This window comes from Escherichia sp. MOD1-EC6162 (assembly GCF_002965125.1).
In the GTDB taxonomy this organism is placed as follows: Bacteria; Pseudomonadota; Gammaproteobacteria; order Enterobacterales; family Enterobacteriaceae; genus Escherichia; species Escherichia marmotae.
Map to the genome: position 1 here is coordinate 1 of NZ_PTSB01000040.1, position 21182 is coordinate 21182.

The 21182-nt window shown below is 49.7% G+C and carries 20 protein-coding genes and 1 pseudogene; 3 read left to right on the forward strand and 18 right to left on the reverse strand.

Features of this window, described 5'->3' with window-relative positions:
• The 15 genes and pseudogenes from A9587_RS22005 to A9587_RS22090 form a co-directional block, all read right to left on the reverse strand.
• Positions 1-1552: autotransporter outer membrane beta-barrel domain-containing protein (locus tag A9587_RS22005; protein ID WP_123057720.1), on the reverse strand; the 1552-nt coding region annotated here is incomplete at its 3' end.
• A gap of 622 nt (positions 1553-2174) precedes the next feature.
• The gene (gene emrB, locus A9587_RS22010; protein WP_001516928.1) at positions 2175-3713 is read right to left on the reverse strand and encodes a multidrug efflux MFS transporter permease subunit EmrB; all 1539 of its coding nucleotides are present in this window, start codon (positions 3711-3713) and stop codon (positions 2175-2177) included.
• A 16-nt stretch (positions 3714-3729) separates the two neighbouring features.
• Entirely contained in the window at positions 3730-4902 is a 1173-nt protein-coding gene (gene emrA, locus A9587_RS22015) for a multidrug efflux MFS transporter periplasmic adaptor subunit EmrA (RefSeq protein ID WP_001516927.1), read from the reverse strand.
• Between the two features lie 126 nt (positions 4903-5028).
• The gene (gene emrR, locus A9587_RS22025) at positions 5029-5559 is read right to left on the reverse strand and encodes a multidrug efflux transporter EmrAB transcriptional repressor EmrR (protein ID WP_000378441.1); all 531 of its coding nucleotides are present in this window, start codon (positions 5557-5559) and stop codon (positions 5029-5031) included.
• 90 nt (positions 5560-5649) lie between these two features.
• Positions 5650-5985, reverse strand: coding sequence for an L-valine transporter subunit YgaH (gene ygaH, locus A9587_RS22030; RefSeq protein WP_001516926.1), 336 nt, complete (start codon positions 5983-5985; stop codon positions 5650-5652).
• Positions 5975-6712: an L-valine exporter subunit YgaZ gene (gene ygaZ, locus A9587_RS22035; protein ID WP_000254577.1), complete on the reverse strand. Its 738-nt coding sequence runs from the start codon at positions 6710-6712 to the stop codon at positions 5975-5977. The genes ygaH and ygaZ overlap by 11 nt, the downstream gene beginning before the upstream one ends.
• A 123-nt stretch (positions 6713-6835) precedes the next feature.
• Positions 6836-8020: an MFS transporter gene (locus A9587_RS22040; protein ID WP_001516925.1), complete on the reverse strand. Its 1185-nt coding sequence runs from the start codon at positions 8018-8020 to the stop codon at positions 6836-6838.
• Positions 8021-8707: 687 nt separating this feature from the next.
• Complete coding sequence (gene proX, locus A9587_RS22045; protein WP_085449169.1) at positions 8708-9700, reverse strand: glycine betaine/L-proline ABC transporter substrate-binding protein ProX; 993 nt, start codon at positions 9698-9700, stop codon at positions 8708-8710.
• 57 nt (positions 9701-9757) lie between these two features.
• Positions 9758-10822 (reverse strand): glycine betaine/L-proline ABC transporter permease ProW, encoded by a 1065-nt coding sequence (gene proW, locus A9587_RS22050; protein ID WP_000774962.1) that lies wholly within the window; start codon positions 10820-10822, stop codon positions 9758-9760.
• Complete coding sequence (gene proV, locus A9587_RS22055) at positions 10815-12017, reverse strand: glycine betaine/L-proline ABC transporter ATP-binding protein ProV (protein WP_000985481.1); 1203 nt, start codon at positions 12015-12017, stop codon at positions 10815-10817. The genes proW and proV overlap by 8 nt, the downstream gene beginning before the upstream one ends.
• Before the next feature lie 356 nt (positions 12018-12373).
• Positions 12374-13333, reverse strand: a complete 960-nt coding sequence (gene nrdF / locus A9587_RS22065; RefSeq protein WP_105263971.1) for a class 1b ribonucleoside-diphosphate reductase subunit beta — start codon at positions 13331-13333, stop codon at positions 12374-12376.
• 9 nt (positions 13334-13342) lie between these two features.
• Positions 13343-15489: pseudogene (gene nrdE / locus A9587_RS22070) on the reverse strand (class 1b ribonucleoside-diphosphate reductase subunit alpha).
• The gene (nrdI, locus tag A9587_RS22075) at positions 15462-15872 is read right to left on the reverse strand and encodes a class Ib ribonucleoside-diphosphate reductase assembly flavoprotein NrdI (RefSeq protein WP_001516921.1); all 411 of its coding nucleotides are present in this window, start codon (positions 15870-15872) and stop codon (positions 15462-15464) included. Before nrdI ends, nrdE begins: the two are co-directional and overlap by 28 nt.
• Positions 15869-16114 (reverse strand): glutaredoxin-like protein NrdH, encoded by a 246-nt coding sequence (nrdH, locus tag A9587_RS22080; protein ID WP_001223225.1) that lies wholly within the window; start codon positions 16112-16114, stop codon positions 15869-15871. Before nrdH ends, nrdI begins: the two co-directional genes overlap by 4 nt.
• Before the next feature lie 208 nt (positions 16115-16322).
• On the reverse strand, positions 16323-16754 hold the full coding sequence (locus A9587_RS22090) for a carboxymuconolactone decarboxylase family protein (protein ID WP_000209798.1): 432 nt from the start codon (positions 16752-16754) through the stop codon (positions 16323-16325).
• A gap of 87 nt (positions 16755-16841) precedes the next feature.
• Here A9587_RS22090 and pdxR point away from each other — a divergent pair, with 87 nt between their 5' ends.
• Positions 16842-18176: a MocR-like pyridoxine biosynthesis transcription factor PdxR gene (pdxR, locus tag A9587_RS22095; protein ID WP_105263972.1), complete on the forward strand. Its 1335-nt coding sequence runs from the start codon at positions 16842-16844 to the stop codon at positions 18174-18176.
• A gap of 55 nt (positions 18177-18231) precedes the next feature.
• Here the strand turns inward: pdxR and A9587_RS22100 are convergent, their stop codons facing one another.
• The gene (locus A9587_RS22100; RefSeq protein ID WP_105263973.1) at positions 18232-18561 is read right to left on the reverse strand and encodes a DUF883 domain-containing protein; all 330 of its coding nucleotides are present in this window, start codon (positions 18559-18561) and stop codon (positions 18232-18234) included.
• Positions 18562-18711: 150 nt separating this feature from the next.
• Between A9587_RS22100 and A9587_RS22105 the strand changes: the two genes are divergently transcribed.
• Positions 18712-19056 (forward strand): DUF2002 family protein, encoded by a 345-nt coding sequence (locus A9587_RS22105; RefSeq protein ID WP_000281311.1) that lies wholly within the window; start codon positions 18712-18714, stop codon positions 19054-19056.
• A gap of 36 nt (positions 19057-19092) precedes the next feature.
• Here the strand turns inward: A9587_RS22105 and alaE are convergent, their stop codons facing one another.
• On the reverse strand, positions 19093-19542 hold the full coding sequence (alaE, locus tag A9587_RS22110) for an L-alanine exporter AlaE (RefSeq protein ID WP_000492662.1): 450 nt from the start codon (positions 19540-19542) through the stop codon (positions 19093-19095).
• Between the two features lie 666 nt (positions 19543-20208).
• On the opposite strand from alaE, the gene stpA reads away from it, so the two are divergent.
• Positions 20209-20610, forward strand: a complete 402-nt coding sequence (stpA, locus tag A9587_RS22115; RefSeq protein WP_000115376.1) for a DNA-binding protein StpA — start codon at positions 20209-20211, stop codon at positions 20608-20610.
• A gap of 46 nt (positions 20611-20656) precedes the next feature.
• Here the strand turns inward: stpA and A9587_RS22120 are convergent, their stop codons facing one another.
• Positions 20657-21181: a rhodanese family protein gene (locus tag A9587_RS22120; protein WP_001229434.1), complete on the reverse strand. Its 525-nt coding sequence runs from the start codon at positions 21179-21181 to the stop codon at positions 20657-20659.
• Position 21182: the final 1 nt, after the last annotated feature.

A 21182-nucleotide genomic window follows, 5' to 3' on the forward strand; every position in this document is an offset into this window, starting at 1 on the left:
GGATGACGGGCAGTTCCGGTGGGGTATACGGTCCTGCGGGAATTTCACTGGTTAAAAACCAGTTCTGGTTGTCGCTTTTTACCACGTTGTAGTCATAGGGACCGGCAACAATACGACCTTCTTTACTAAACGTTCCCTCTGATGCGCCAGTTATTTCAATAATGCGGATCCCTTCAAGCGTATCGGCTCCCTGACCACCGGCATTACTAACACTCACACGGGTATGACCAGACGTGTTGCCTTTTACAATTAATTTATCAGTCGCGGAATTATCATCGCCGAGTTCGGTACGCATAACTAACAAACCATTATTAGCAGTGTAATTGCCATTAATGGTGAGTGTGGCAGGCGTGAATTTGTCGCCATTTTTTGAGGAAGATAGTGTTGCTGTACCCGCCAAATCCAGTGTATTTAAGGTTTGTGAAAAACCGTCTAAATCGATATTCCCTTCACTGTCGACAACATAATCGGAGTTTGGGCTGAAGGTATCGTTGACACCGGCGCGCAAAGTGCCTTTATTTATATTCGTTTGGCCAGAGTAGGTATTTGCGCCTGTCAACGTCGTGACTCCGGAACCTTCCTGGTTAACTTCGCCTTTGCCAACTATATCTGCAGCCAGGATAAAATCTTCGCTGGAGTGGTTAAAATTAATTTGTGCAGCACTATCCCCGGCATTACTTCCCATATGGATAATCGGCGTCTTGATGATCCCCGCTTTCTGTTCTGCTTCTCCCTGCGCTCCACCAATGTTTAGAATACCGGTGCTGGTTTCTGCTATCCCAAGCCAGATAAATTGATTAGCACTGACCGTGGCATTATTACTAACGGTAAGTATCCCCTTTGCCTCGTTCTGCGATGAGTTCAATCCCCCGAGGTTGATATATTCATTCACTGTTAATGAAGAATTTTCACCATCAACCAGCGTTTCACCGTATCCAGTCCCGTGAAAATCCCCTGTACTTCCAGTAAAACCAATGAGCACATCCTTTGATGCCGTAAGATGACCGCCATGCGTGATTTCGAGTTTGCCTGTTCCCTGATCGCCGACCATCACATACGTTGCAGAAACGGAAGAACCCGCACCGTCAATAATGACTTGCCCTTGTGCCTGGTAATCATATTCACCGATTCTGAATTCATTTAAATCGGTGATAGTACTGCCGCTAAGCACCATTAAGGTTCCTGAACCACCATTGATACCTAAATAAATATTGTGTTCATAAGGCGATGCATTATTAATCGTCAGATGAGTATTGTTTTCTAATTTCATTATCCCTGAAGTTGCATTACCGATTGTGATTTTGGAGGTGGTCAGATCACGCCCGTCTATATTCAACGTACCTTCACTTGTTTCTCCAACATTAAGAAAACGAAATTGATCCCAGGTTGATGAATTATTTTCGGATGAGGATAGCGTTACAACATCATTATTGTTGATAGTAACATCGCTGTTGATACTTGTTGGTGGTGCCCATGCCAGTGAAACGGGTATTGATAACACGGTCGAAATAGCTATTGCCAGCGTTGACAAGGGATGCTTTTTGATGTTCATAAAGTTCCTTCTCATCCTTATGATTTATTTTAAGATAAATAACAAATCCACAGTAACGACGTAAAAACTTAATTTTTAAGACCACTGAAAAGGGTTACTGCTCTATCAAATGAAGAGTAGTGCGTGAAACCAATGTTTATAAACCAGTTTAATTTGTAATTAATTTAATATTAATTTGTTTTGATGGTTTAGGAGTTGTGCTAAAAAATAAGTTGCATAATTTTCCATAGGAAAAATCTTTAAATACATTAAGTGGTAAAAAGTGACAAAAAGAAAAATTAGAAAAATCATCAAGATATATTCTATCGATATTTTTCTTGAATTTAATAATGATGGCAAATTAATTTTATGTTTATTGTTTGCACATTTACTTAGAGTTGGTAAATACCAGGATTATTGTCAAAAAAAATAATATAAATATGCTTTCCGTACATCGATAAAATGCATAAAAATATGAGATAAAATATGCCGTTATTAGGAAAAATACAAATATATTGTCTGTTTTTTTGATTGATGAACTGCTTATTAAGCAACCCTGAATAATGGCATCATTTGGCATTGATAAAACAACCGTTTGCAGAATAGGCAAATAAAAAGGGAGCCGCAGCTCCCTTTGACAACATTAATGCGCACCGCCTCCGCCGCCACCTGCGCCAAATGGCGGCCTGGCAAACCACACCAGTCCCAGCAGGACGAGGAATATCCCGGCCGACATCCAGAAGATCTCATTAGCGGAAATAATCAACCCCTGATTGGTGATCTGCTGAGCAATCCAGCCGGAAGCCTGCTGTTGCGTCATTCCCAGACCCTCCAGTTGATGGTACATCGCCTGGGCGTTCGGGTTATACGGATTCACCGACTCGGTCAACTGCGCATGATGCAGCGACTCGCGGTTGGTCCACATGGTAGTGGTTATCGACGTGCCAATAGACCCCGCCAGCGTTCGCGTAAAGTTGGAGAGACTCGACGCCGCCGCCAGTCGTTCAGGTGGCAAACCAGAAAGCGTAATGGTGGTCAGCGGCATAAAGAAGCAGGCCACCGCGAAGCCCTGGATAAACTGCGGCCAGGCCGACGCGCCAAAATCCATACCGGGTTCAAAGGTATAAGCACGCCAGTAGAAACAGACGGCATACATAATAAAGCTGAAGGTTACCAGCCGACGCATATCCAGTTTATGCGCAAAACGACCGATAATTGGCGACAGGATCACCGGGATAATCCCTACCGGCGCAGACGCCAACCCTGCCCAGGTTGCTGTGTAGCCGTAGACTTCCTGCAACAATTGCGGCAGCAAAACAATCGCGCCGAAGTAGAGCATATAAGCGAGGCTGATACACAAGCAGCCAATGGTAAAATTGCGTGACTTAAACAGCGACAGATCAACTATTGGGTTGTCATCTGTCAGCTCCCAGACAATCAGGAAGCTGATAGCCACTACCGCCACCACGGTGAGAATGATAATTTCCTGTGATGAGAACCAGTCCAGTTCTTTACCCCGGTCGAGCATAATCTGCAGGCTACCGATACCAATCACTAACAGCGCCAGCCCCACGGCATCAATCCGTCGCCGCTCGGTGCGGGTTTCGCGTCCGCGCAAGGTCTGTAGCGTCATCAACACCACTGCCACGCCAATTGGCACGTTGATAAAGAAGATCCAACCCCAGTGATAATTGTCGCTGATATAACCGCCGAGGATCGGGCCGCAAATAGGCGCGACAATCACCGTCATTGACCACAAGGCCAGTGCGATGGAACGTTTGGCTGGCGGGTAGTTATTCAGTAATAGACTTTGTGAAAGCGGGATCAATGGCCCGGCGACAATCCCCTGAATGACGCGGAAGAAGATCAGCATATTCAGACTACTGGAAACACCACACGCCCACGAAGCAATGGCGAAGGCGATGGTCGACCAGAGGAACAGCTTCACTTCCCCGACGCGCTTCGCCAGCCAGCCGGTAAGCGGGATCGAGATGGCGTTCGCCACCCCGAAGGAGGTGATCACCCACGTTCCCTGGCTGAGCGATGAGCCAAGGTTTCCGGCGATAGTAGGGATCGCCACGTTAGCAATGGTGGAGTCCAGCACCTGCATGAATGTCGCCAGCGATAGCGCAATCGTCATAATGACCAGTTGCGCACCTTCCAGCGGTTTTTGCTGTTGCATCACACGCACCTCTGGATTAGCCAGCGTTAGCTTTTACGATATCGTCGATCAGTTTATTGACGGGTTCCAGGCTGATTTCACGAGCGGTACTTACTGCTACCGGCGTGGAACGTACTTTGTTAGCCAGTACCTGGCCGTCACGGTTAGTGGTATTGACGCTCACCAGTGTGGATAAACCGATCCGTAGCGGATATTGCTCAAGTTGCTTTTGATCCAACTCGATACGAACAGGCAGACGCTGAACCACTTTGATCCAGTTACCGGTAGCGTTTTGCGCCGGAAGCAGCGAAAACGCGCTACCCGTACCCATATCCAGACCGACCACTTTACCGGTGTATTTCACGTCATCACCGTAAATATCAGTGGTGATGGTGACCGGCTGGCCGATACGCATATTGGCAATCTGGGTCTCTTTAAAGTTGGCATCCACCCACATATTAGTCGCCGGAACGACCGCCATCAGCGGCGTTGTTGGGCTAATTTGCGCACCCGGTTGAACGGCACGGCGGGAGACATAACCGGTCATCGGGCTGACAATACGGGTACGTTCCAGCGCCAGCCAGGCATTGCGCACTTCAGTGGCAGCTTGTTGCACGGCCGGTTGATCTTCCAGTTTAGTACCCAGAATCATCGCCTGATTGGCATTGTATTGTTGAATGGCGACATCCAGTTGCGCCTGGGCGCTGGTAACAGCATCGCGGGCGTGTTGCAGCTCTTCGCGGCCAATCAGGTTGGCATTACCCAGCGGCACGCGGCGGTTGTAGTCGCTTTGTGCTTTGGCGAGGGCGATTTTCTGCACCTCAATATTTGCCTGCAACTGCTTGCTGTTAATCATCAGTTGGTGGGTCTGGCGTACGCTGGAAGCCAGTGCTGTTTTGGCTTTTTCAAACGCCTGGCGAGCATCAGTCGGGTCGAGAGTGACCAGCACATCGCCTTCTTTTACAAAATCGGTGTTATCGGCCCAGACTTTCGTCACGCTGCCTGACACCTGAGACATAATTTGAATCTGATTCCCTGCCACGTATGCGTCATCAGTTTCTTCGAAATGACGCAGTACCAAAAACCAATAAATCCCTATCGCTACGGCAATAATAATAAAGAGCAAGGTGAGAAGGAGGAGCAGACGCTTACGTTTGCCGCTCTTCTTTACCGGTTGCTGCGGGCTTTGTGTCTCCGCATTTGCGCTCATAGTATTCTCCACGATCTTCTTAACTCATCGGCTGAGCCGACCTGCTTGCCAAAAAGGCCAGCACGTTGCGATGCTGGCCGGTCAGTTTTTCTTTTATAAATCTGGATTTTTGAGCGAGATGACGCGTTAGCTCATCGCTTCGAGAACCGCACCGTCTTGTTCCATCTGATCGAGACGGGAGAGCAATTTGCGGGTGATTTGCTCAAGCTGATCTTTTTCTGTTGTGCTGAGCGCGGACCAGAGTTGATGCAGGCAGTTATGCTGCGGCGGTAAAACCTCGCGCAAAAACTCGTGACCTTTTTCCGTTAATTGCAGATGCAGGCAGCGGCGATCGTTATCGCTTTCACGACGTTCGATCCAGCCGCGTTTTTCCAGTTCATCGGCAATACGCGTCGCATTGGTACGGGATGATCCAAGAGCACAACTTAATTCAGAAGGCTGAATGCTGTGGTTTTCCTGAGACTCCAGCGTAATCAACGCCATAAACAACGTCTCGTTAATCCCCTGAGCCTTCAGCATTTTATTGCGGTTTTCCAGCAACTTGCTCTGCATATGCATGCAAAGACGGGTCAGAAGGATCTCCTGATAAGGAAAATCTTCGTGGCGGCTGGCGCGAAATTTTAGCATTTGTTCAATGGGCGTAAACGAACTATCCATTTGGGTATGACCTCATTAATTTCAGCCGATATAGTAACGACAGTGACAAATAAAGTAAATGTATTGTTTTAGAAAAATGATTCTTGTGGGTTATATAATCGCCATCACTTTCCAGGCCAGCCCGTAGGCCAGCGCACTTATCAGAGTGGGGACGATAATGCTGCGTGTTTTATAGAAACTGCCACCCAATACTGCAAAACCAACCAGTGTGGGCACGAAGCGGCGTGAGTCGTGCATCACTTCTGGTGCGGTAGAGACAACCAGCAGAGCGCAAATTGAGGCGATGCCAATGGTGTCGAGCAAAATACCCACCGCGCCACGCTTGGTTGGGCGGGTATTACCCACCCGCAGGCGCAGTGGTAAATAGCGGAAGCAGTAATTCGCCGCGCCAACCAGTAATCCAAGCAGTAAAACCTCATAGCTCATCAGCGGCTCCTTGCCAGAATGCCTGGATTAACGCAGTGAGGCAGCCAAAGACAATGCCTGCCAGAATGGCGACGGGAATAGAAAATAGCGTTACGCCTGCAAGGGCACCAACTAACGCTGCGGTAACGCAAAGAGATTGTTTGCGCTGGAAAGAGGCGAGCAGGAAACTCATAAAGAGAGCCGGCAGCATAAAGCCTAATGCTGCTTCAACGGCGGGATAACCTTGCAGCAAACCGCCGCCCGAAAATGCCCCTATTACCGTACCAAATACCCACGATGACCATGAACTGAAGGCAATGCCGATCATCCAGTTTTCGCTCCAGCGGCGATTATTACGTACCAGTTTTGCCGTTGCAGCGGCAAAAACCTCGTCCGTCAGGCCAAACGCCCACAGGGCGGTTTTCGATTTTTGCAGACGCTGAACAATACGGCTACGCAGTGACGGGCCATACAAAACATGGCGAACATCCATTGCCATCACGGTCAGTGCAGCAATCCATAAACTACTCCCGGCTGCCAGCATCGCGGTAATGACAAACTGGCTCGCACCTGCATAAATGATGCAGGAGAAAAAAACACTTTCGAGGGGAGTGAAGCCCTGGCGGGTTGCATTCAGACCGAACGCAAAAGCCACCGGAATATAACTAATAACAATCGGTAAACTGTCTTTGCATCCTTCCATGAAGGTCGCCGGACCAGAAGCTGGCAGAGGAGTAGGGCTTACCATAGAGTGTACGCTTAACGATTGTTAATATTATAAACAGACTGAATGAATATCTTAACCTTATCAGACTGATGGGCTTCTTAACACCCTTATAAGTGTAAAGCCACGAAAACGGTTGCTGATTGCTTAATTTGCGGCTTCCTGACGATGAAAACCTCGCCACCAGACCACCAGGTTAACCAGGGCGATCACCGCGCCAGCCAGACAAACGCCAGCCCAACCCGCATGTTGCCAGGCGGATGCAGAAATCAGTGAACCGGCAGCACCGCCAATAAAGTAACTGGTCATGTAGCCTGCGGTCAGGCGATTACGCGCATCAGGGTGAATACGGTAAATCACGGTTTGATTGGTGATATGCACGCCCTGGACGGTGAGATCCAGCACCAGGATGCCGATAATCAGCGCCAGTACGGAAGTTTGACCAAACCAGATTGCCAGCCATGAAAGTAACAACAACAGCAGACCAAACGTTGTTGTGAGGTGCGATTTTCCTTTATCGGCAAAACCGCCCGCCGGGCGAGCGCCCAACGCCCCGGCAGCTCCCGCAAGGCCAAACAGACCAATCACGCCATCGCTGTAATTAAAAGGCGGCGCGGCGAGCAAAAAAGCCATCGATGTCCATAGAATGCTGAAGTTGGCAAAGGTCAGGCAGCCCAGTAACGCGCGGGTACGCAGGATCTTATCGCTGATAAACATGCTGAAAACGGAACCTAACAACTGTGGGTAGTTGAGGTGGTTTTCTGATTTCATTTGTGGCAGGCCGCGCCATAACGCCAGCGCCATCAGTGCCATTAACACCGATGCGACCCAGAAGACGGTGCGCCAGCCGCCGAGGTTTGCCAGCAATCCTGCAACGGTACGTGCCAGCAAAATCCCCAGTAGCAAACCGCTCATAATGGTGCCAACCACCTTGCCGCGTTTGTCTGGTGAAGCCAGTGTTGCCGCCAGTGGAACCAGAATTTGCGCCACGACCGAGAATAAACCGGTTAATGCCGTTCCAAGGATCATCATGGCGAGTGATTGACTGCTGGCGGTGATCAACATACCGCCTGCAGCCAGTAAGGTCATGGAAACAATCAGGCGTCGGCGTTCAAACATATCGCCCAATGGGACAAGAAACAGCAGGCCAGCGGCATAGCCTAATTGTGCGGCGGTGACAATAAAGCCCGCCGAACTGGCGGAAAGAGAAAAGTTACGCGCGATGGTGTCGAGCAATGGCTGGGCGTAATAGTTGCTGGCGACTGCCAGACCGGTGGCGATCGACATCAGCACGATCAGCGCCGGGCTAAGCTCATGATTGGTTTTAGTCATTATTGTTGTTTATCAGGTGATGATTGGTCTGGAAATCAATAATAGCGGATGTTGATGAATATGGGATGAAAGATAGATTGTTGAAATGTGCTGTGTGGTTTGTAGGCATGATAAGACGCGTCAGCGTCGCATCAGGCATTGAGCACAGAACGGCGGATGCGGCGTAAACACCTTATCCGCCCTACGAAATGAGTGTGGTTTGTAGGCATGATAAGACGCGTCAGCGTCGCATCAGGCATTGAGCACAGAACGGCGGATGCGGCGAAAACGCCTTATCCGCCCTACGAAATGAGTGTGGTTTGTAGGCATGATAAGACGCGCCAGCGTCGCATCAGGCATTGTGCACAGAACGGCGAATGCGGCGTAAACACCTTATCCGCCCTACGAAATGAGTGTGGTTTGTAGGCATGATAAGACGCGTCAGCGTCGCATCAGGCATTGTGTACAGAAGGCGGATGCGGCGAAAACGCCTTTCCGCCCTACGAAATGAGTGTGGTTTGTAGGCCTGATAAGACGCGCCAGCGTCGCATCAGGCATTGTGCACAGAAGGCGGATGCGGCGAAAACGCCTTTCCGCCCTACGAAATGAGTGTGGTTTGTAGGCCTGATAAGACGCGCCAGCGTCGCATCAGGCATTGTGCACAGAATGGCGGATACGGCGTAAACACCCTATCCGCCCGAATAAAAACTACTTCTGCGCTGCCAGCGCCTCATTCACCCAGCCATCAAACTGCTGCTGGTGGGCTTTGATCCAGCCATCAACGTGGCTCTGAATATCGCCTTCTGAGGCTTTGCCGTCATGCATAATGGCGTTCTGGGCATTAATGTCCGCAACCGGCAACTGCATAATGGCGAACAGTTTCGCTGCCGCCGGGTTTTTCTCGGCCCAGGCTTTGTTGGCAACGATATGCATGGTGCTAACCGGGAAGCCGTAATTTGCGCCATTCGGCAGTTTGGTATCGGCGTTTTTATCACCCGGCAGTGCGGAGAACGGCACCTGCAACCAGACTACATCTTTCCCCGGCTTCAGTTCGTTACTCACCCAGTACGGTGTCCAGGTGTAGTAAAACACCGGCTTGCCCTCTTTGTAACGGCTGATGGTGTCGGCCATCATCGCCGCGTAGTTCCCCTGATTATGGGTTACGGTATTCGTCAGATCATAAGCGGCAAGCTGGTGGTTGATAGCGCCTTCGCAGCCCCAGCCGGGGTTACAGCCAGTTAAATCCGCTTTGCCATCGCCGTTGGTATCAAACAGTTTGGCAATCTTCGGATCTTTTAGCTGCGCGATGTTGGTAATTTTGTACTGGTCGGCCGTTTTCTTATCGATCAGGTATCCCTGCGCAGCGCCGTTAACAAATGTCCCTTCGCGATAAAACTTCTTATCGCCACCGGCAGCCTCATACATGTTGTCATGCAGCGGCGTCCAGTTCACAGCGGTAAAGGTCGCATCGCCGGAAGCCAGTGACGTATAACCAACGTTGTAATCCACTTCGCTGGGTTTGTTGACGGTATAACCTAATTTTTCCAGCGCACGGCTGACCAGCAACGTCTGGAAGGTTTCTTCGGTAATGGTGCTCTGAACCGGATTAACGGTAATACCTTTGCCCGGCAGATCGGCAGCAAAAGTTTGTGTAGAGATAAGCGTGGCAAACGCTGTCGCAAAAAGTACGCTATGTCGCATTGTTATTCCTTTTTTTGGCAGGGTGGCAATGCCCGGCGTCACCGGGCAGGTGCAGAGTTATTTAATGAACGGACGGGTCAGCAGACCGACAGGGCCAGTGGTGTACCAGCGACGGTTGCCGCGACTACGTGAGTCGCGCCCCACGGCCTGTGTCAGGCGATCGAGGATAATGGCGAGGATGACAATCCCGACGCCGCCAACGGTGGCAAGCCCCATATCCAGACGCCCGATACCGCGCAGTACCATTTGACCCAGCCCGCCGACGGCAATCATCGAGGCGATGACCACCATAGAAAGGGCCAGCATCAGCGTCTGGTTGACGCCCGCCATAATGGTCGGCATCGCCAGCGGTAACTGAACTTTGAACAGCATCTGGCGCGGGCTGGCACCGAATGAGCGCGAGGCTTCAATCAGATCCGCCGGAACCTGGTTAATCCCCAAAATGGTCAGACGGATAATAGGCGGCAGAGCAAAGATGATGGTCACCACCACGCCCGGCACGTTGCCGATACCAAACAGCATGACGATTGGCACCAGATAGACAAACGCTGGCGTCGTCTGCATGGCATCAAGCAGTGGACGGATGATTTTTGCTGCCCGTGGGCTTCTTGCCAGCCAGATCCCCAGCGGCAAACCGATGACAATACAGAATAGCAGGGCGGTTAACACCAGCGCCAAAGTCACCATTGCCTGCGACCATGCGCCGATCGCGCCGATAGCAATCAGTGAAACCAGCGTCGCCACGCCCATTCCGACACCGGAAATCTGCCAGGCTATCAGGGCGAAAACGATAATTGCCACAGGCGCGGGCATCCCCAGCAGCAGTTGCTGGAAACCGTTGAGGATATAATCCACCGGAACACGCACGCCCTGGAAGAGGGGGCGGAAATGGGTAACGACCCAGTCGATCCCTTCAGTTACCCAACTGTCGAGTGGGATCAGCGTCTTATGAAACGGATCGAGAATATTAAAATGCTCGACATTTGGTGCAGGCGTACTGGTCAGCCAGTCAGCGCCGCCGCCGTCAGTCGGTGCCGCAGCCGGTGTACCCCAGGCATCTGCGGATTGTGCGGCGCTGTCTGCCGCTGGCGTGGTATCCCACGGATTATTTTGATCAGCCATTATTTACCCCCTCACGATCTAAAGCGCGCAGCAGCATTCCTTTCGAAATGATGCCGACATACTGTTGGTCCTCGTCGACCACGGGCACCGCACAGGGTGCCTGTCCGACATGAGAGAGCAACTCGCTAAGAGGCGTTTGCGCATCGACCGCTAACGGCGCATCAATCAGCGCCGCATCAAGACCTTGCTGCTGCGTTAATGCTGCTTTTAACGAATCGATAGAGACTGCGCCGACAAATTTATTACCGCGTTCGATGACGTAGCCATATTCGCGATCTTCATCCTGTAATAATTTCAGTGCCGAACGCGGACCGAAGCCGGGGGTTTTACGAATTAAACCATTCGGGCTGCGGCGAGCAATATCTTTCGCGCTGAATACCTGACTAATATCAACGCCGCGGAAGAAGGTGCGGACATAATCATTCGCCGGATTATTGAGAATTTCATCCGGTGTGCCGACCTGTACCACTTCGCCATTTTGCATAATGGCAATTCGGTCGCCAATACGCATAGCTTCATCGAGATCGTGAGAAATAAAGACAATGGTGCGCTGATGTTTCGCCTGTAATTTTACCAGTTCATCCTGCATCTCGGTGCGAATTAATGGATCGAGCGCCGAGAAGGCTTCATCCATTAATAAAATATCCGGATTAATGGCTAATGCACGGGCTAATCCAACACGTTGACGCATTCCACCAGAGAGTTCGTCCGGGTAGCTGTGGGCATAATTTTCCAGACCTACCTGACGTAGTGCATCAATGGCTTTTTCCCGACGCTCTTCGGCGTTAATTCCGGCTAGTTCCATGCCAAACGCGGTATTGTCCAGCACGGTCATATGCGGCATTAAGGCAAAGGACTGAAAGACCATCGCAATCTTTTTTCTGCGCACCTCACGGAGTTCGGCGTCGGATATTTTGGCAATATCTACACCGTCAATCAGCACTTGTCCGCGGGTGGGTTCAATCAGGCGATTGAGAAGGCGTACCATTGTGGATTTACCCGAACCGGATAATCCCATGATGACAAATATCTCGCCTTCTTCAATGGCCAGACTGGCGTCTTTTACGCCAAGCGATAGCCCAGTTTTTTCCAGAATTTGTTCTTTTGAAAGTCCTTGTTCGATATATTTGAAAGCTCGCTGTGGATGCTCACCAAATATTTTATAAAGATTTTTAATTTCTAATTTAATTGCCATGCAATAGAAAGATTCCTGTTATTTGTTTATGTCGATATATTACCCAATGGAAATAGTCACTTTTTTCTACCCTAACATACTGAGAATCTGAGGCAACCCCTGAGGGCAAATGTGGCATGAATATTGATGCGAGCAAATTGCCGGAGTTTCCCGTGATATAAGGGCTGAGAGCAAATCGAGAAAAGTTGATATTTTTTGTTATAGATAGCGAAAAAACGCCTGAATATTGTGGTTTCAGGCGAATAATGCAACAGAGAGTCAGTGTAGATCACCACAAAATATTTGCGTGATAAAAAGCTGTTTAACTGGAATTATTTCCCTGCTGTGGGTGGTGATATTTTTGAAAAATAACCTCGTCAAAAATTCCAGTCTTCGTCTTCTGTTTCGACCGCTTTTCCCATCACATAAGAGGAACCAGAGCCGGAAAAGAAATCGTGATTTTCGTCGGCATTCGGTGAAAGCGCGGCAAGGATTGCCGGATTTACTTCTGCCATTTCTGCTGGAAATAACGGTTCGTATCCCAGATTCATTAAGGCTTTATTGGCGTTGTAACAGAGAAACGCTTTCACATCGTCAGCCCATGTTGTTTCGGCGTACAGCTCATCGGTGTATTGCAACTCGTTGTCGTAAAGTTCCAGCAATAAATCGAAGGCGAAACTCTTTAATTCTTCACGTTGTGCCTGGGAGATTTTTTCCAGGCTTTTCTGATATTTATAGCCAATGTAATAACCGTGTACTGCTTCATCGCGGATAATCAGGCGGATCAGATCGGCGGTATTGGTCAGCTTTCCGCGACTGGAAAAATACATTGACAGCCAGAAGCCGGAATAGAACAAAAATGATTCAAGAAAGACACTGGCGATTTTCTTTTTCAGCGGGCTATCACCGCGATAATATTGCTGAATAATCTGTGCTTTTCGTTGCAACGGCGCATTTTCTTCACTCCAGGCATAGGCGGCATCAACCTCTTTTGTCTGGCACAGCGTCGAGAAAATAGAGCTGTAAGAGCGGGCATGAACGGCTTCCATAAAGCTGATATTCGACAACACTGCTTCTTCATGGGGCGTGAGTGCATCGGGTATCAACGACGGCGCGCCGATAACGTTTTGCAACGTGTCGAGCAGCGTCAGGCCAGTAAATACGCGCATCGTCAGTTGTTGTTCGATGGTACTTAACGTTTGCCACGCGGGAATATCGTTCGACAGTGGCACTTTTTCCGGTAGCCAGAAATTGCTGGTCAGGCGATTCCATACTTCCAGATCTTTATCGTCAGTAATCTTGTTCCAGTTGATGGCGCTGATATGTGAGAGTTTCATAGATATTCCTTAAAGTGCGCAGGAGACGCAGCCTTCAATTTCAGTGCCTTCCAGCGCCATCTGACGCAGGCGGATGTAATAGAGCGTTTTGATACCTTTGCGCCAGGCGTAAATCTGCGCTTTATTGATATCGCGAGTGGTGGCGGTATCGGGGAAAAACAGCGTCAGCGACAGCCCCTGATCGACATGGCGAGTCGCTTCGGCGTAGGTGTCGATAATCTTTTCTGCGCCGATTTCGTAAGCGTCCTGATATAGCGCCAGATTTTCGTTAGTCATAAACGGGGCAGGGTAGTAAACGCGTCCTGTTTTGCCCTCTTTGCGTATCTCCACTTTCGCCACAATCGGATGAATACTCGACGTAGCATGGTTGATATAAGAGATAGAACCGGGGTTGGCGGCACCGCCTGAAGATTCTGGTTGTAAATGCCGTAGTGCATCACGTCGTCGCGCAGTTGCGCCCACATCTCACGGGTAGGTAACGTAATACCGCTACGGGCAAACAGTTCGCCAACTTTCGCCGTTTTCGGCTGCCAGTTCCCTTGCAGATATTGGCTAAAATATTCACCACTGGCATAGCGTGACTGTTTGAATCCGGCGAAGGTTTCACCACGTTCGCGCGCCAGCAACATCGAAGTGCGCAGGGCGTGCCAGGTGATGGTGTAGAAATAGAGATTGGTAAAATCCAGTGCTTCCGGCGAACCGTAAACGATACCCTCACGCGCCAGATAGCCGTGCAGATTCATCTGCCCCAGGCCGATGGCGTGCGAGGCGGCATTTCCGGCTTCGATGGACGGCACGCTGCGGATATGACTCATATCTGACACCGCCGTCAGACCGCGCACGGCTGTCTCTACCGTGCGGGCAAAGTCTGGCGAATCCATAGTGTGAGCAATATTCAACGAGCCTAAATTGCAGGAAATATCATGGCCTGTGCGAGCATAGTCGAGATTCTCGTCATACGCTGAGGCGCTGTTAACCTGCAAAATTTCTGAGCAGAGATTACTCATATTTATGCGCCCGGCAATAGGGTTAGCACGGTTAACCGTATCTTCATACATGATGTAGGGATAGCCGGACTCAAACTGGATCTCCGCCAGCCGCTGGAAGAAATCACGGGCGTTGATGTATTTTTTGCGGATGCGTTCATCGGCAACCAGTTCGTCATAGTGTTCGCTGATGGCGATATCAGCAAACGGCTTGCCGTAAACTCGCTCAACGTCATAGGGCGAAAACAGCGCCATCTGCGCATTCTCTTTCGCCAGATGGAAGGTGACATCCGGGATCACTACCCCCAGCGACAACGTTTTAATGCGGATTTTTTCATCGGCATTTTCCCGTTTTGTGTCGAGAAAACGCAGAATATCGGGATGGTGTGCGTGCAGATATACAGCCCCAGCCCCCTGACGAGCGCCGAGCTGGTTGGCATAGGAAAATGCGTCTTCCAGCATTTTCATCACCGGAATCACGCCAGAAGATTGATTTTCAATACGTTTAATCGGTGCACCCGCTTCCCGCAGATTCGACAGCAAAAACGCCACGCCGCCGCCGCGTTTCGACAGTTGTAGTGCGGAATTAACCGCCCGACCAATCGACTCCATATTGTCTTCAATACGTAGCAGAAAACAGGAAACCAGTTCGCCTCGCTGCTGTTTACCACAGTTGAGGAATGTTGGCGTGGCGGGCTGAAAGCGTCCTGATAGCATCTCATCGGTTAGCTGCGTCGCCAGCGTCTCATCACCTTGCGCCAGCGTTAGCGCCACCATCGTGACCCGATCGGCAAAATCTTCCAGATAACGTTTACCGTCGAAAGTCTTCAGCGTATAGCTGGTGTAAAACTTCCATGCACCGAGGAACGTCTGGAAACGAAAACCACTGGCGTGTGCATGGGCAAACAGCGTAATGACAAAGTTGCGAGAGTAGCGGTTGAGGACGCTTTCATCATAGTAACCTTCGTTGACCAGCCAGTTCAGGCGCTGCTGCTGGCTGCTAAAAGTCACACTGTTCGGGCGTACATGTGTCGCCATAAAAGCGTCTACTGCCTGGCGATCTTTATCGAACTGAATGCGACCCGCGCTATCGTAAAGGTTAAGCATCGCATTCAGGGCGTGGTAATCCATCGTTTCCTGCGTCAGGCGGTCTGCGGTTGTCGTTGCCAAAATTCGGTTACTCCTTTACGAACGTTTTCGATATCGCTTTGCGTACCCATGAGTTCAAAGCGGTATAGCCATGGCACGTCGCATTTCCGGGCAATCACATCTCCGGCGCGGCCATACGCCTCACCAAAATTGCGATTACCCGAAGCAATAACGCCGCGAAGCAACGCCCGGTTATGTTCGTCGTTTAAAAAGCGAATCACCTGCCGTGGCACAGCGCCAGCCGTACCGCCACCGCCGTAAGAGGGCACGATCAGGATGTAAGGCTCGTCTACCTGAATCCGTTCCCGCTCATTGAGCGGAATGCGCACGGCGGGCAGCCCTAAACGTTTGATAAAGCGATGTGTGTTTTCGGAGCTACTGGAGAAGTAGACGAGCTGACTCATGCGCTGGCTGCGTGTGGCGCTGGATGCAGGCGGTTGATCATGTCCGGACGAAAGCCAGACCAGCTAAGATCACCTGCAATCACTACCGGCAACTGGCGAAAGCCCTGGGCACGTAACGCCTCTGCCGCTTCAGGATCGCGATCGACATTAATCATCTCAAAGTCAAAGCCACGGTTTTCCATTGCTCGTTTGGTGGCGTGGCATTGAACGCAATCGTTACGAGTGTAAATAGTAATGCGCATGATTCGTATTTCCGTTTAAAATGAAGATACGGCGCGATGATACGCGTCGGGTTGTCTCTCTGTTGATACAGAGATACTAGATGTAGATGAAAAAAGATTCAACCATACAAGATATGGGAATTTTAGATTATTGATACCGCCGTTGAGTGGCTCAACGGGGTAGGGGATTTTGTGTTTTGTTGCCGGGCGAGCCCCCGGCAATAGCAAATTACATCCGCATGGAAACCGCCAGGCGGTTAAAACAATTCATCAGCCCGATGGCAAACGTTAAGTCGCTGATCTCTGCTGCGCTGAAGTACTTAAGCAGAGGCTGATAAACGTCATCTTCTGCATGGGTTCGGGCAATATCGGTCACCGATTCCGCCCATGCCAGCGCCGCCCGCTCGCGATCGTCAAAATGATGGCTTACGCGCCAGCCTGCCAGGGCGTCCAGTTTGTTCTGCGGCACACCGGATTTGCGTAATGCTTTACTATGCATCTCCAGACAAAATGCGCAGCCGTTGATTTGTGAGACGCGTAAATAAACTAACTCCATCAGAGTGGTATCCAGCGTACTATTTTCCAGCGCCGTTTTGGCCTGCACCAGTGCGTTATACACTGCCGGGCTAAGTTCGTAGTAGGGTTGACGTAATGTAGTCATACAGTTTCTCCTCTTATTAACGCCCGCAATGTAGCACTATAATGGACTGTCAAAGAGAGCCATAAATTACGTAAAAAAGCAGACCATATGCCGCGTTATCAGGAAATCGCCCGTCAGTTAAAAACGGCTATTGAGCAAGGGGAACTGAAACCTGGCGCAAGGCTACCTTCCAGCCGAACCTGGTCGCAGGAACTGGGCGTGTCTCGCTCCACAGTCGAAAATGCTTATGCTGAGCTGGTGGCACAGGGCTGGCTGGTCAGGCGGGGGCAGGCAGGCACCTTTGTCAGCGAACAGATACATCCACAAAAATCATCTTCTGATGTCGTCGTCTTTGCCGGTGAAAGCGAGCAGCCGTTGCCGTTTCAAATGGGATTACCCGCACTCGATCTCTTTCCGCGTGAGCTGTGGGCGCGGGTGATGGGCCGTCGCCTGCGAACCCAGACGCGTTTTAATTTGGCGTTAGGCGATGTCTGCGGCGAGGCGGCGTTGCGCGAGGCAATTGTTGATTATCTACGTGTCTCGCGCGGAATTGAGAGCCAGCCTGAGCAGGTATTTATCACACACGGTTATGCGGCATCGATGAGCTTAATTTTGCGTGCACTGGCGGAACCGGGAGACGGGATGTGGATGGAAGATCCCGGTTTTCCACTGATTCGTCCGATTGTCACTCGCCACGGTGTGAACGTTTTTCCTGTGCCTGTTGACGACAACGGACTGGATGTCACAAGCGGAATACAAAATTATCCTGATGCGCGTTTTGCTCTGATCACTCCGGCACATCAAAGCCCGCTGGGTGTTGCGCTCTCTTTGGCGCGCAGGCACCAGGTGCTGGAATGGGCAGAGCGTAGTCAGGCATGGGTTATTGAAGATGATTACGACAGTGAGTTCCGCTATCACGGTAAGCCGTTACCGGCGCTGAAAAGTCTCGATGCGCCGCAGCGGGTGATTTATGCCGGAACATTTAGCAAATCGCTTTTCCCGGCACTGCGCTGTGTGTGGCTGGTGGTGCCGGTGGAGCAGATTGCGCAATTCCGCCAACAGGCATCGCTGGAGCCATGTGCTGTGCCTGTTCTATGGCAGAACACTCTGGCAGATTTCATTCGTGATGGGCATTTCTGGAGGCATCTGAAGAAAATGCGTCAGCACTATGCTCAGCGTCGGCAGTGGATTGAGCAGGCGCTTACGCAACAGGGATTTCAGGTTGTACCGCAAAAAGGGGGAATCCAGATGGTTATCAGCATGATGGGCGATGATATTGCCTACGCGCGTAAAGCTAATGCCGCTGGCCTTGCGGTGCAGGCATTAAGTACCTGGCGTATTCGGTCAACCGGGAAAGGAGGATTGCTGCTCTCGTTTACCAATATCGTTAGCGAAAGCATGGCGCAGCAGGTGGCACAACAATTACGCGATGCCTTAAGTTAAAAACCCCGAAGTCAGGCTTCGGGGCCAGGGACGTGTATTTATTATCATTGTTCCACTACGATTTGCGCATACCTAACAGTGCACCGATAAAAATCCCTACCGCCGCCGCTGTACCCACGCTACACCAGGGTCTTTCACGAACAAAAGAATCAGCGCAACCCACGGCATCACGTGCGGCTTGTTGGACGCGAGTACGACCATGCATCCGCGCTCTGGTTTCTTTCAGTAGCGCCTGTGCTTTACTGCGTGCAGCTTCGGCTTTCCCTTTGGCGTCGCTACCCCAGGACTTCAATACAGATTCGAGGCTATCAGCTAATTGATTGACATCATTCTGAATATCCTGCACGCCATCATCGACGTCGTTGCGGTTAGGTCGGTTAAACATATGATCCCCCTTTGAATTCGATGTAATTTTCAGTGTAGACCATAATTTTCTTTGCTGAGACTCATCGCGGCTTTATGGACTTTTCTGAAAGCGTTGTGAATGCTCAATCAGGTAAGGTAGGCCCGCGGTAGATAATCACGAGGATAAAATATGTATTTACGACCAGACGAGGTAGCTCGCGTACTTGAGAAAGTCGGTTTTACCGTCGATGTGGTAACCCAGAAAGCATACGGTTACCGCCGTGGGGAACATTATGTTTATGTTAATCGCGAAGCACGAATGGGACGTACCGCACTGGTAATTCATCCAACATTAAAAGAGCGTAGTTCAACGCTGGCAGAACCCGCTTCTGATATTAAAACCTGCGATCATTACCAGCAATTTCCGCTCTACTTTGCGGGCGAGCGACACGAGCATTACGGTATTCCGCATGGTTTTAGTTCGCGTGTTGCGCTTGAACGTTATTTGCATGGCTTGTTTGGCGAAACCAATTAAAGACGCGACTGGCATTGCCAGTCGCGAAAAGAAGAGTCAGGCTTTTACCTGCTGGTAACGGCTGACTTTAAATAGCCGGCGGCAGTAATCGAGGAAGTAGCCATAGACCGCCCCCATCAACATCGAAACAACGATGTTTGAACTGACCGCAGCCATAATCTGGTGCCAGTCTGCGCCCACTACCAGCAAGATCGCCATATACACCGGTGACTGAAACGTCACATAAGCCAGAATATCTGCCAGATTTTTTATCCATCCAGACTGGCTAACTTTGCGTGCCGCGCGCATAAACAGATCCCGGTACATGCCGTATGGCCATGCAATTAAGATGTTCACCGGAATTGCCACTAACCTGGAGTAAAGAGACTGCTCGAAGCTCATTCCGGAGAGGAAAACTTCAATACACATGTTCACGACAGAACAGTAAACAACCATCGCGAACGTGTCTGCAACTGCATGACGCAAGCGTGACTGCGGTGAGAACATGCCAATGCTCCTTAATAAAAGCGAAATCGGATATGAATGAAAATGAATGCAGTGCTCTGAGCTGCCTGTTTCATCTTTGCATAGCGTATATCGCTGGATGCAAGTAATCAATTAGTGAAAAATTTTTATTTATTTTGTTTTCGTAGATAAAATATTCCGCGATGGCGTGTTTTTTGTACATTATGGATTTTTAAATGCTTATTCTAATAATATGATTTAAAATCATATTGTTATGTTGGTATTTTGACATGTTCGGCGGGGAAGGCTAAGGGAGGTAATGCTGCAAAGTGTAGGCAATTCGGCGTAAGTAGCGCTTTTACTCTATCTGGAATTTTTAGTGACTTAAAGCGACTAATGGCAGCATAAAATTTTAGGTGTTGAATTGTTGTTTTATTCGTTCTTTCTGCATATTTATGCAGATGTTGTTGATTTGCCATTAGTGTCGATGAGACAGAGAGCACCTGACTATTTGCTAATGGCTGGAATGACTAAGCTAAATGGCTAATATATAATCTGAAATAATTATTAATCTATCTGGAAATAACGCTTGAAATAATATCACTGGCGATTGTAAATAGATTAAATTTTGTGGAAATATAATAAACGATCGCTTACACTACGCGGCGAAATACTTTTTTGTTTTGGCGTTAAAAGGTTTTCTTTATTATGTCTGTAATGTTACAAAGTTTAAATAACATCCGCACCCTTCGTGCGATGGCTCGCGAATTCTCCATTGACGTTCTTGAAGAAATGCTCGAAAAATTCAGGGTTGTCACTAAAGAAAGACGTGAAGAAGAAGAACAGCAGCAGCGTGAACTGGCTGAGCGCCAGGAGAAAATTAGCACCTGGCTGGAGCTGATGAAGGCTGACGGAATTAATCCGGAAGAGTTATTTGGTAATAATACTGCTGCACCGCGTGCAGGTAAAAAACGCCAGCCGCGTCCGGCGAAATACCAATTCACCGATTTTAATGGTGAAACCAAAACCTGGACCGGTCAGGGTCGTACACCGAAGCCGATCGCTCAGGCTCTGGCAGAAGGTAAATCTCTCGACGATTTCCTGATCTAATCACTGTTGCCGGATGTCGCCACGATGGCGCGTCCGGCGTCGTTACTCAAGCTCGCTGATTCCACGGCATCTTATCTAACAGCCTTGCCATCCCACAAAAACCGCTGATTCCTGCAAACATTAATCCAACACCGACAAATCCACTTAATAAGAAGAAGCTGCTATTAACGGCATAACCCAGTACGACGCCGATTAATATTAAACCACCAGCAGCGATCTGCACCTGACGCATTAATGGCAAAGGCTGGGATTTATTTTCAGCTACTGGAAATCCTGCTTTTTTCCAGCCATCAATTCCGCCTTCCAGTAAAAAAATATCTGCGGGGGAGGCAATCGCTTCTAATTTTTGCGCATTATTACTGGTTCGTTTTCCCGCCTGACAGTGGAATATAATTTGCTCGCTACGTAATTTTGCCGGGAGACCAGACTGTTCCAGCACAGATATCGGTGCCAGAGAGGCTTCTGGAATATGTTCACGAAGATATTCGTCGGCATCGCGAATATCGATTAACTTTGCACCGTGCGCGATTAATTCTTGTGCGTCATGCGGCGAAATTGTTGTCAAAGCCATG

Coding starts and splice junctions, on each gene's coding strand:
- nrdF (WP_105263971.1), bottom strand. CDS start 13,333: ATGAAACTCTCACATATCAGCGCCATCAACTGGAACAAGATTACTGAC.
- A9587_RS22100 (WP_105263973.1), bottom strand. CDS start 18,561: ATGTTTAACCGACCTAACCGCAACGACGTCGATGATGGCGTGCAGGAT.
- nrdI (WP_001516921.1), bottom strand. CDS start 15,872: ATGAGTCAGCTCGTCTACTTCTCCAGTAGCTCCGAAAACACACATCGC.
- A9587_RS22120 (WP_001229434.1), bottom strand. CDS start 21,181: ATGGCTTTGACAACAATTTCGCCGCATGACGCACAAGAATTAATCGCG.
- A9587_RS22040 (WP_001516925.1), bottom strand. CDS start 8,020: ATGACTAAAACCAATCATGAGCTTAGCCCGGCGCTGATCGTGCTGATG.
- ygaH (WP_001516926.1), bottom strand. CDS start 5,985: ATGAGCTATGAGGTTTTACTGCTTGGATTACTGGTTGGCGCGGCGAAT.
- A9587_RS22105 (WP_000281311.1), top strand. CDS start 18,712: ATGTATTTACGACCAGACGAGGTAGCTCGCGTACTTGAGAAAGTCGGT.
- proX (WP_085449169.1), bottom strand. CDS start 9,700: ATGCGACATAGCGTACTTTTTGCGACAGCGTTTGCCACGCTTATCTCT.
- proW (WP_000774962.1), bottom strand. CDS start 10,822: ATGGCTGATCAAAATAATCCGTGGGATACCACGCCAGCGGCAGACAGC.
- A9587_RS22090 (WP_000209798.1), bottom strand. CDS start 16,754: ATGACTACATTACGTCAACCCTACTACGAACTTAGCCCGGCAGTGTAT.
- emrA (WP_001516927.1), bottom strand. CDS start 4,902: ATGAGCGCAAATGCGGAGACACAAAGCCCGCAGCAACCGGTAAAGAAG.
- proV (WP_000985481.1), bottom strand. CDS start 12,017: ATGGCAATTAAATTAGAAATTAAAAATCTTTATAAAATATTTGGTGAG.
- emrB (WP_001516928.1), bottom strand. CDS start 3,713: ATGCAACAGCAAAAACCGCTGGAAGGTGCGCAACTGGTCATTATGACG.
- emrR (WP_000378441.1), bottom strand. CDS start 5,559: ATGGATAGTTCGTTTACGCCCATTGAACAAATGCTAAAATTTCGCGCC.
- pdxR (WP_105263972.1), top strand. CDS start 16,842: ATGCCGCGTTATCAGGAAATCGCCCGTCAGTTAAAAACGGCTATTGAG.
- stpA (WP_000115376.1), top strand. CDS start 20,209: ATGTCTGTAATGTTACAAAGTTTAAATAACATCCGCACCCTTCGTGCG.
- ygaZ (WP_000254577.1), bottom strand. CDS start 6,712: ATGGTAAGCCCTACTCCTCTGCCAGCTTCTGGTCCGGCGACCTTCATG.
- nrdH (WP_001223225.1), bottom strand. CDS start 16,114: ATGCGCATTACTATTTACACTCGTAACGATTGCGTTCAATGCCACGCC.
- alaE (WP_000492662.1), bottom strand. CDS start 19,542: ATGTTCTCACCGCAGTCACGCTTGCGTCATGCAGTTGCAGACACGTTC.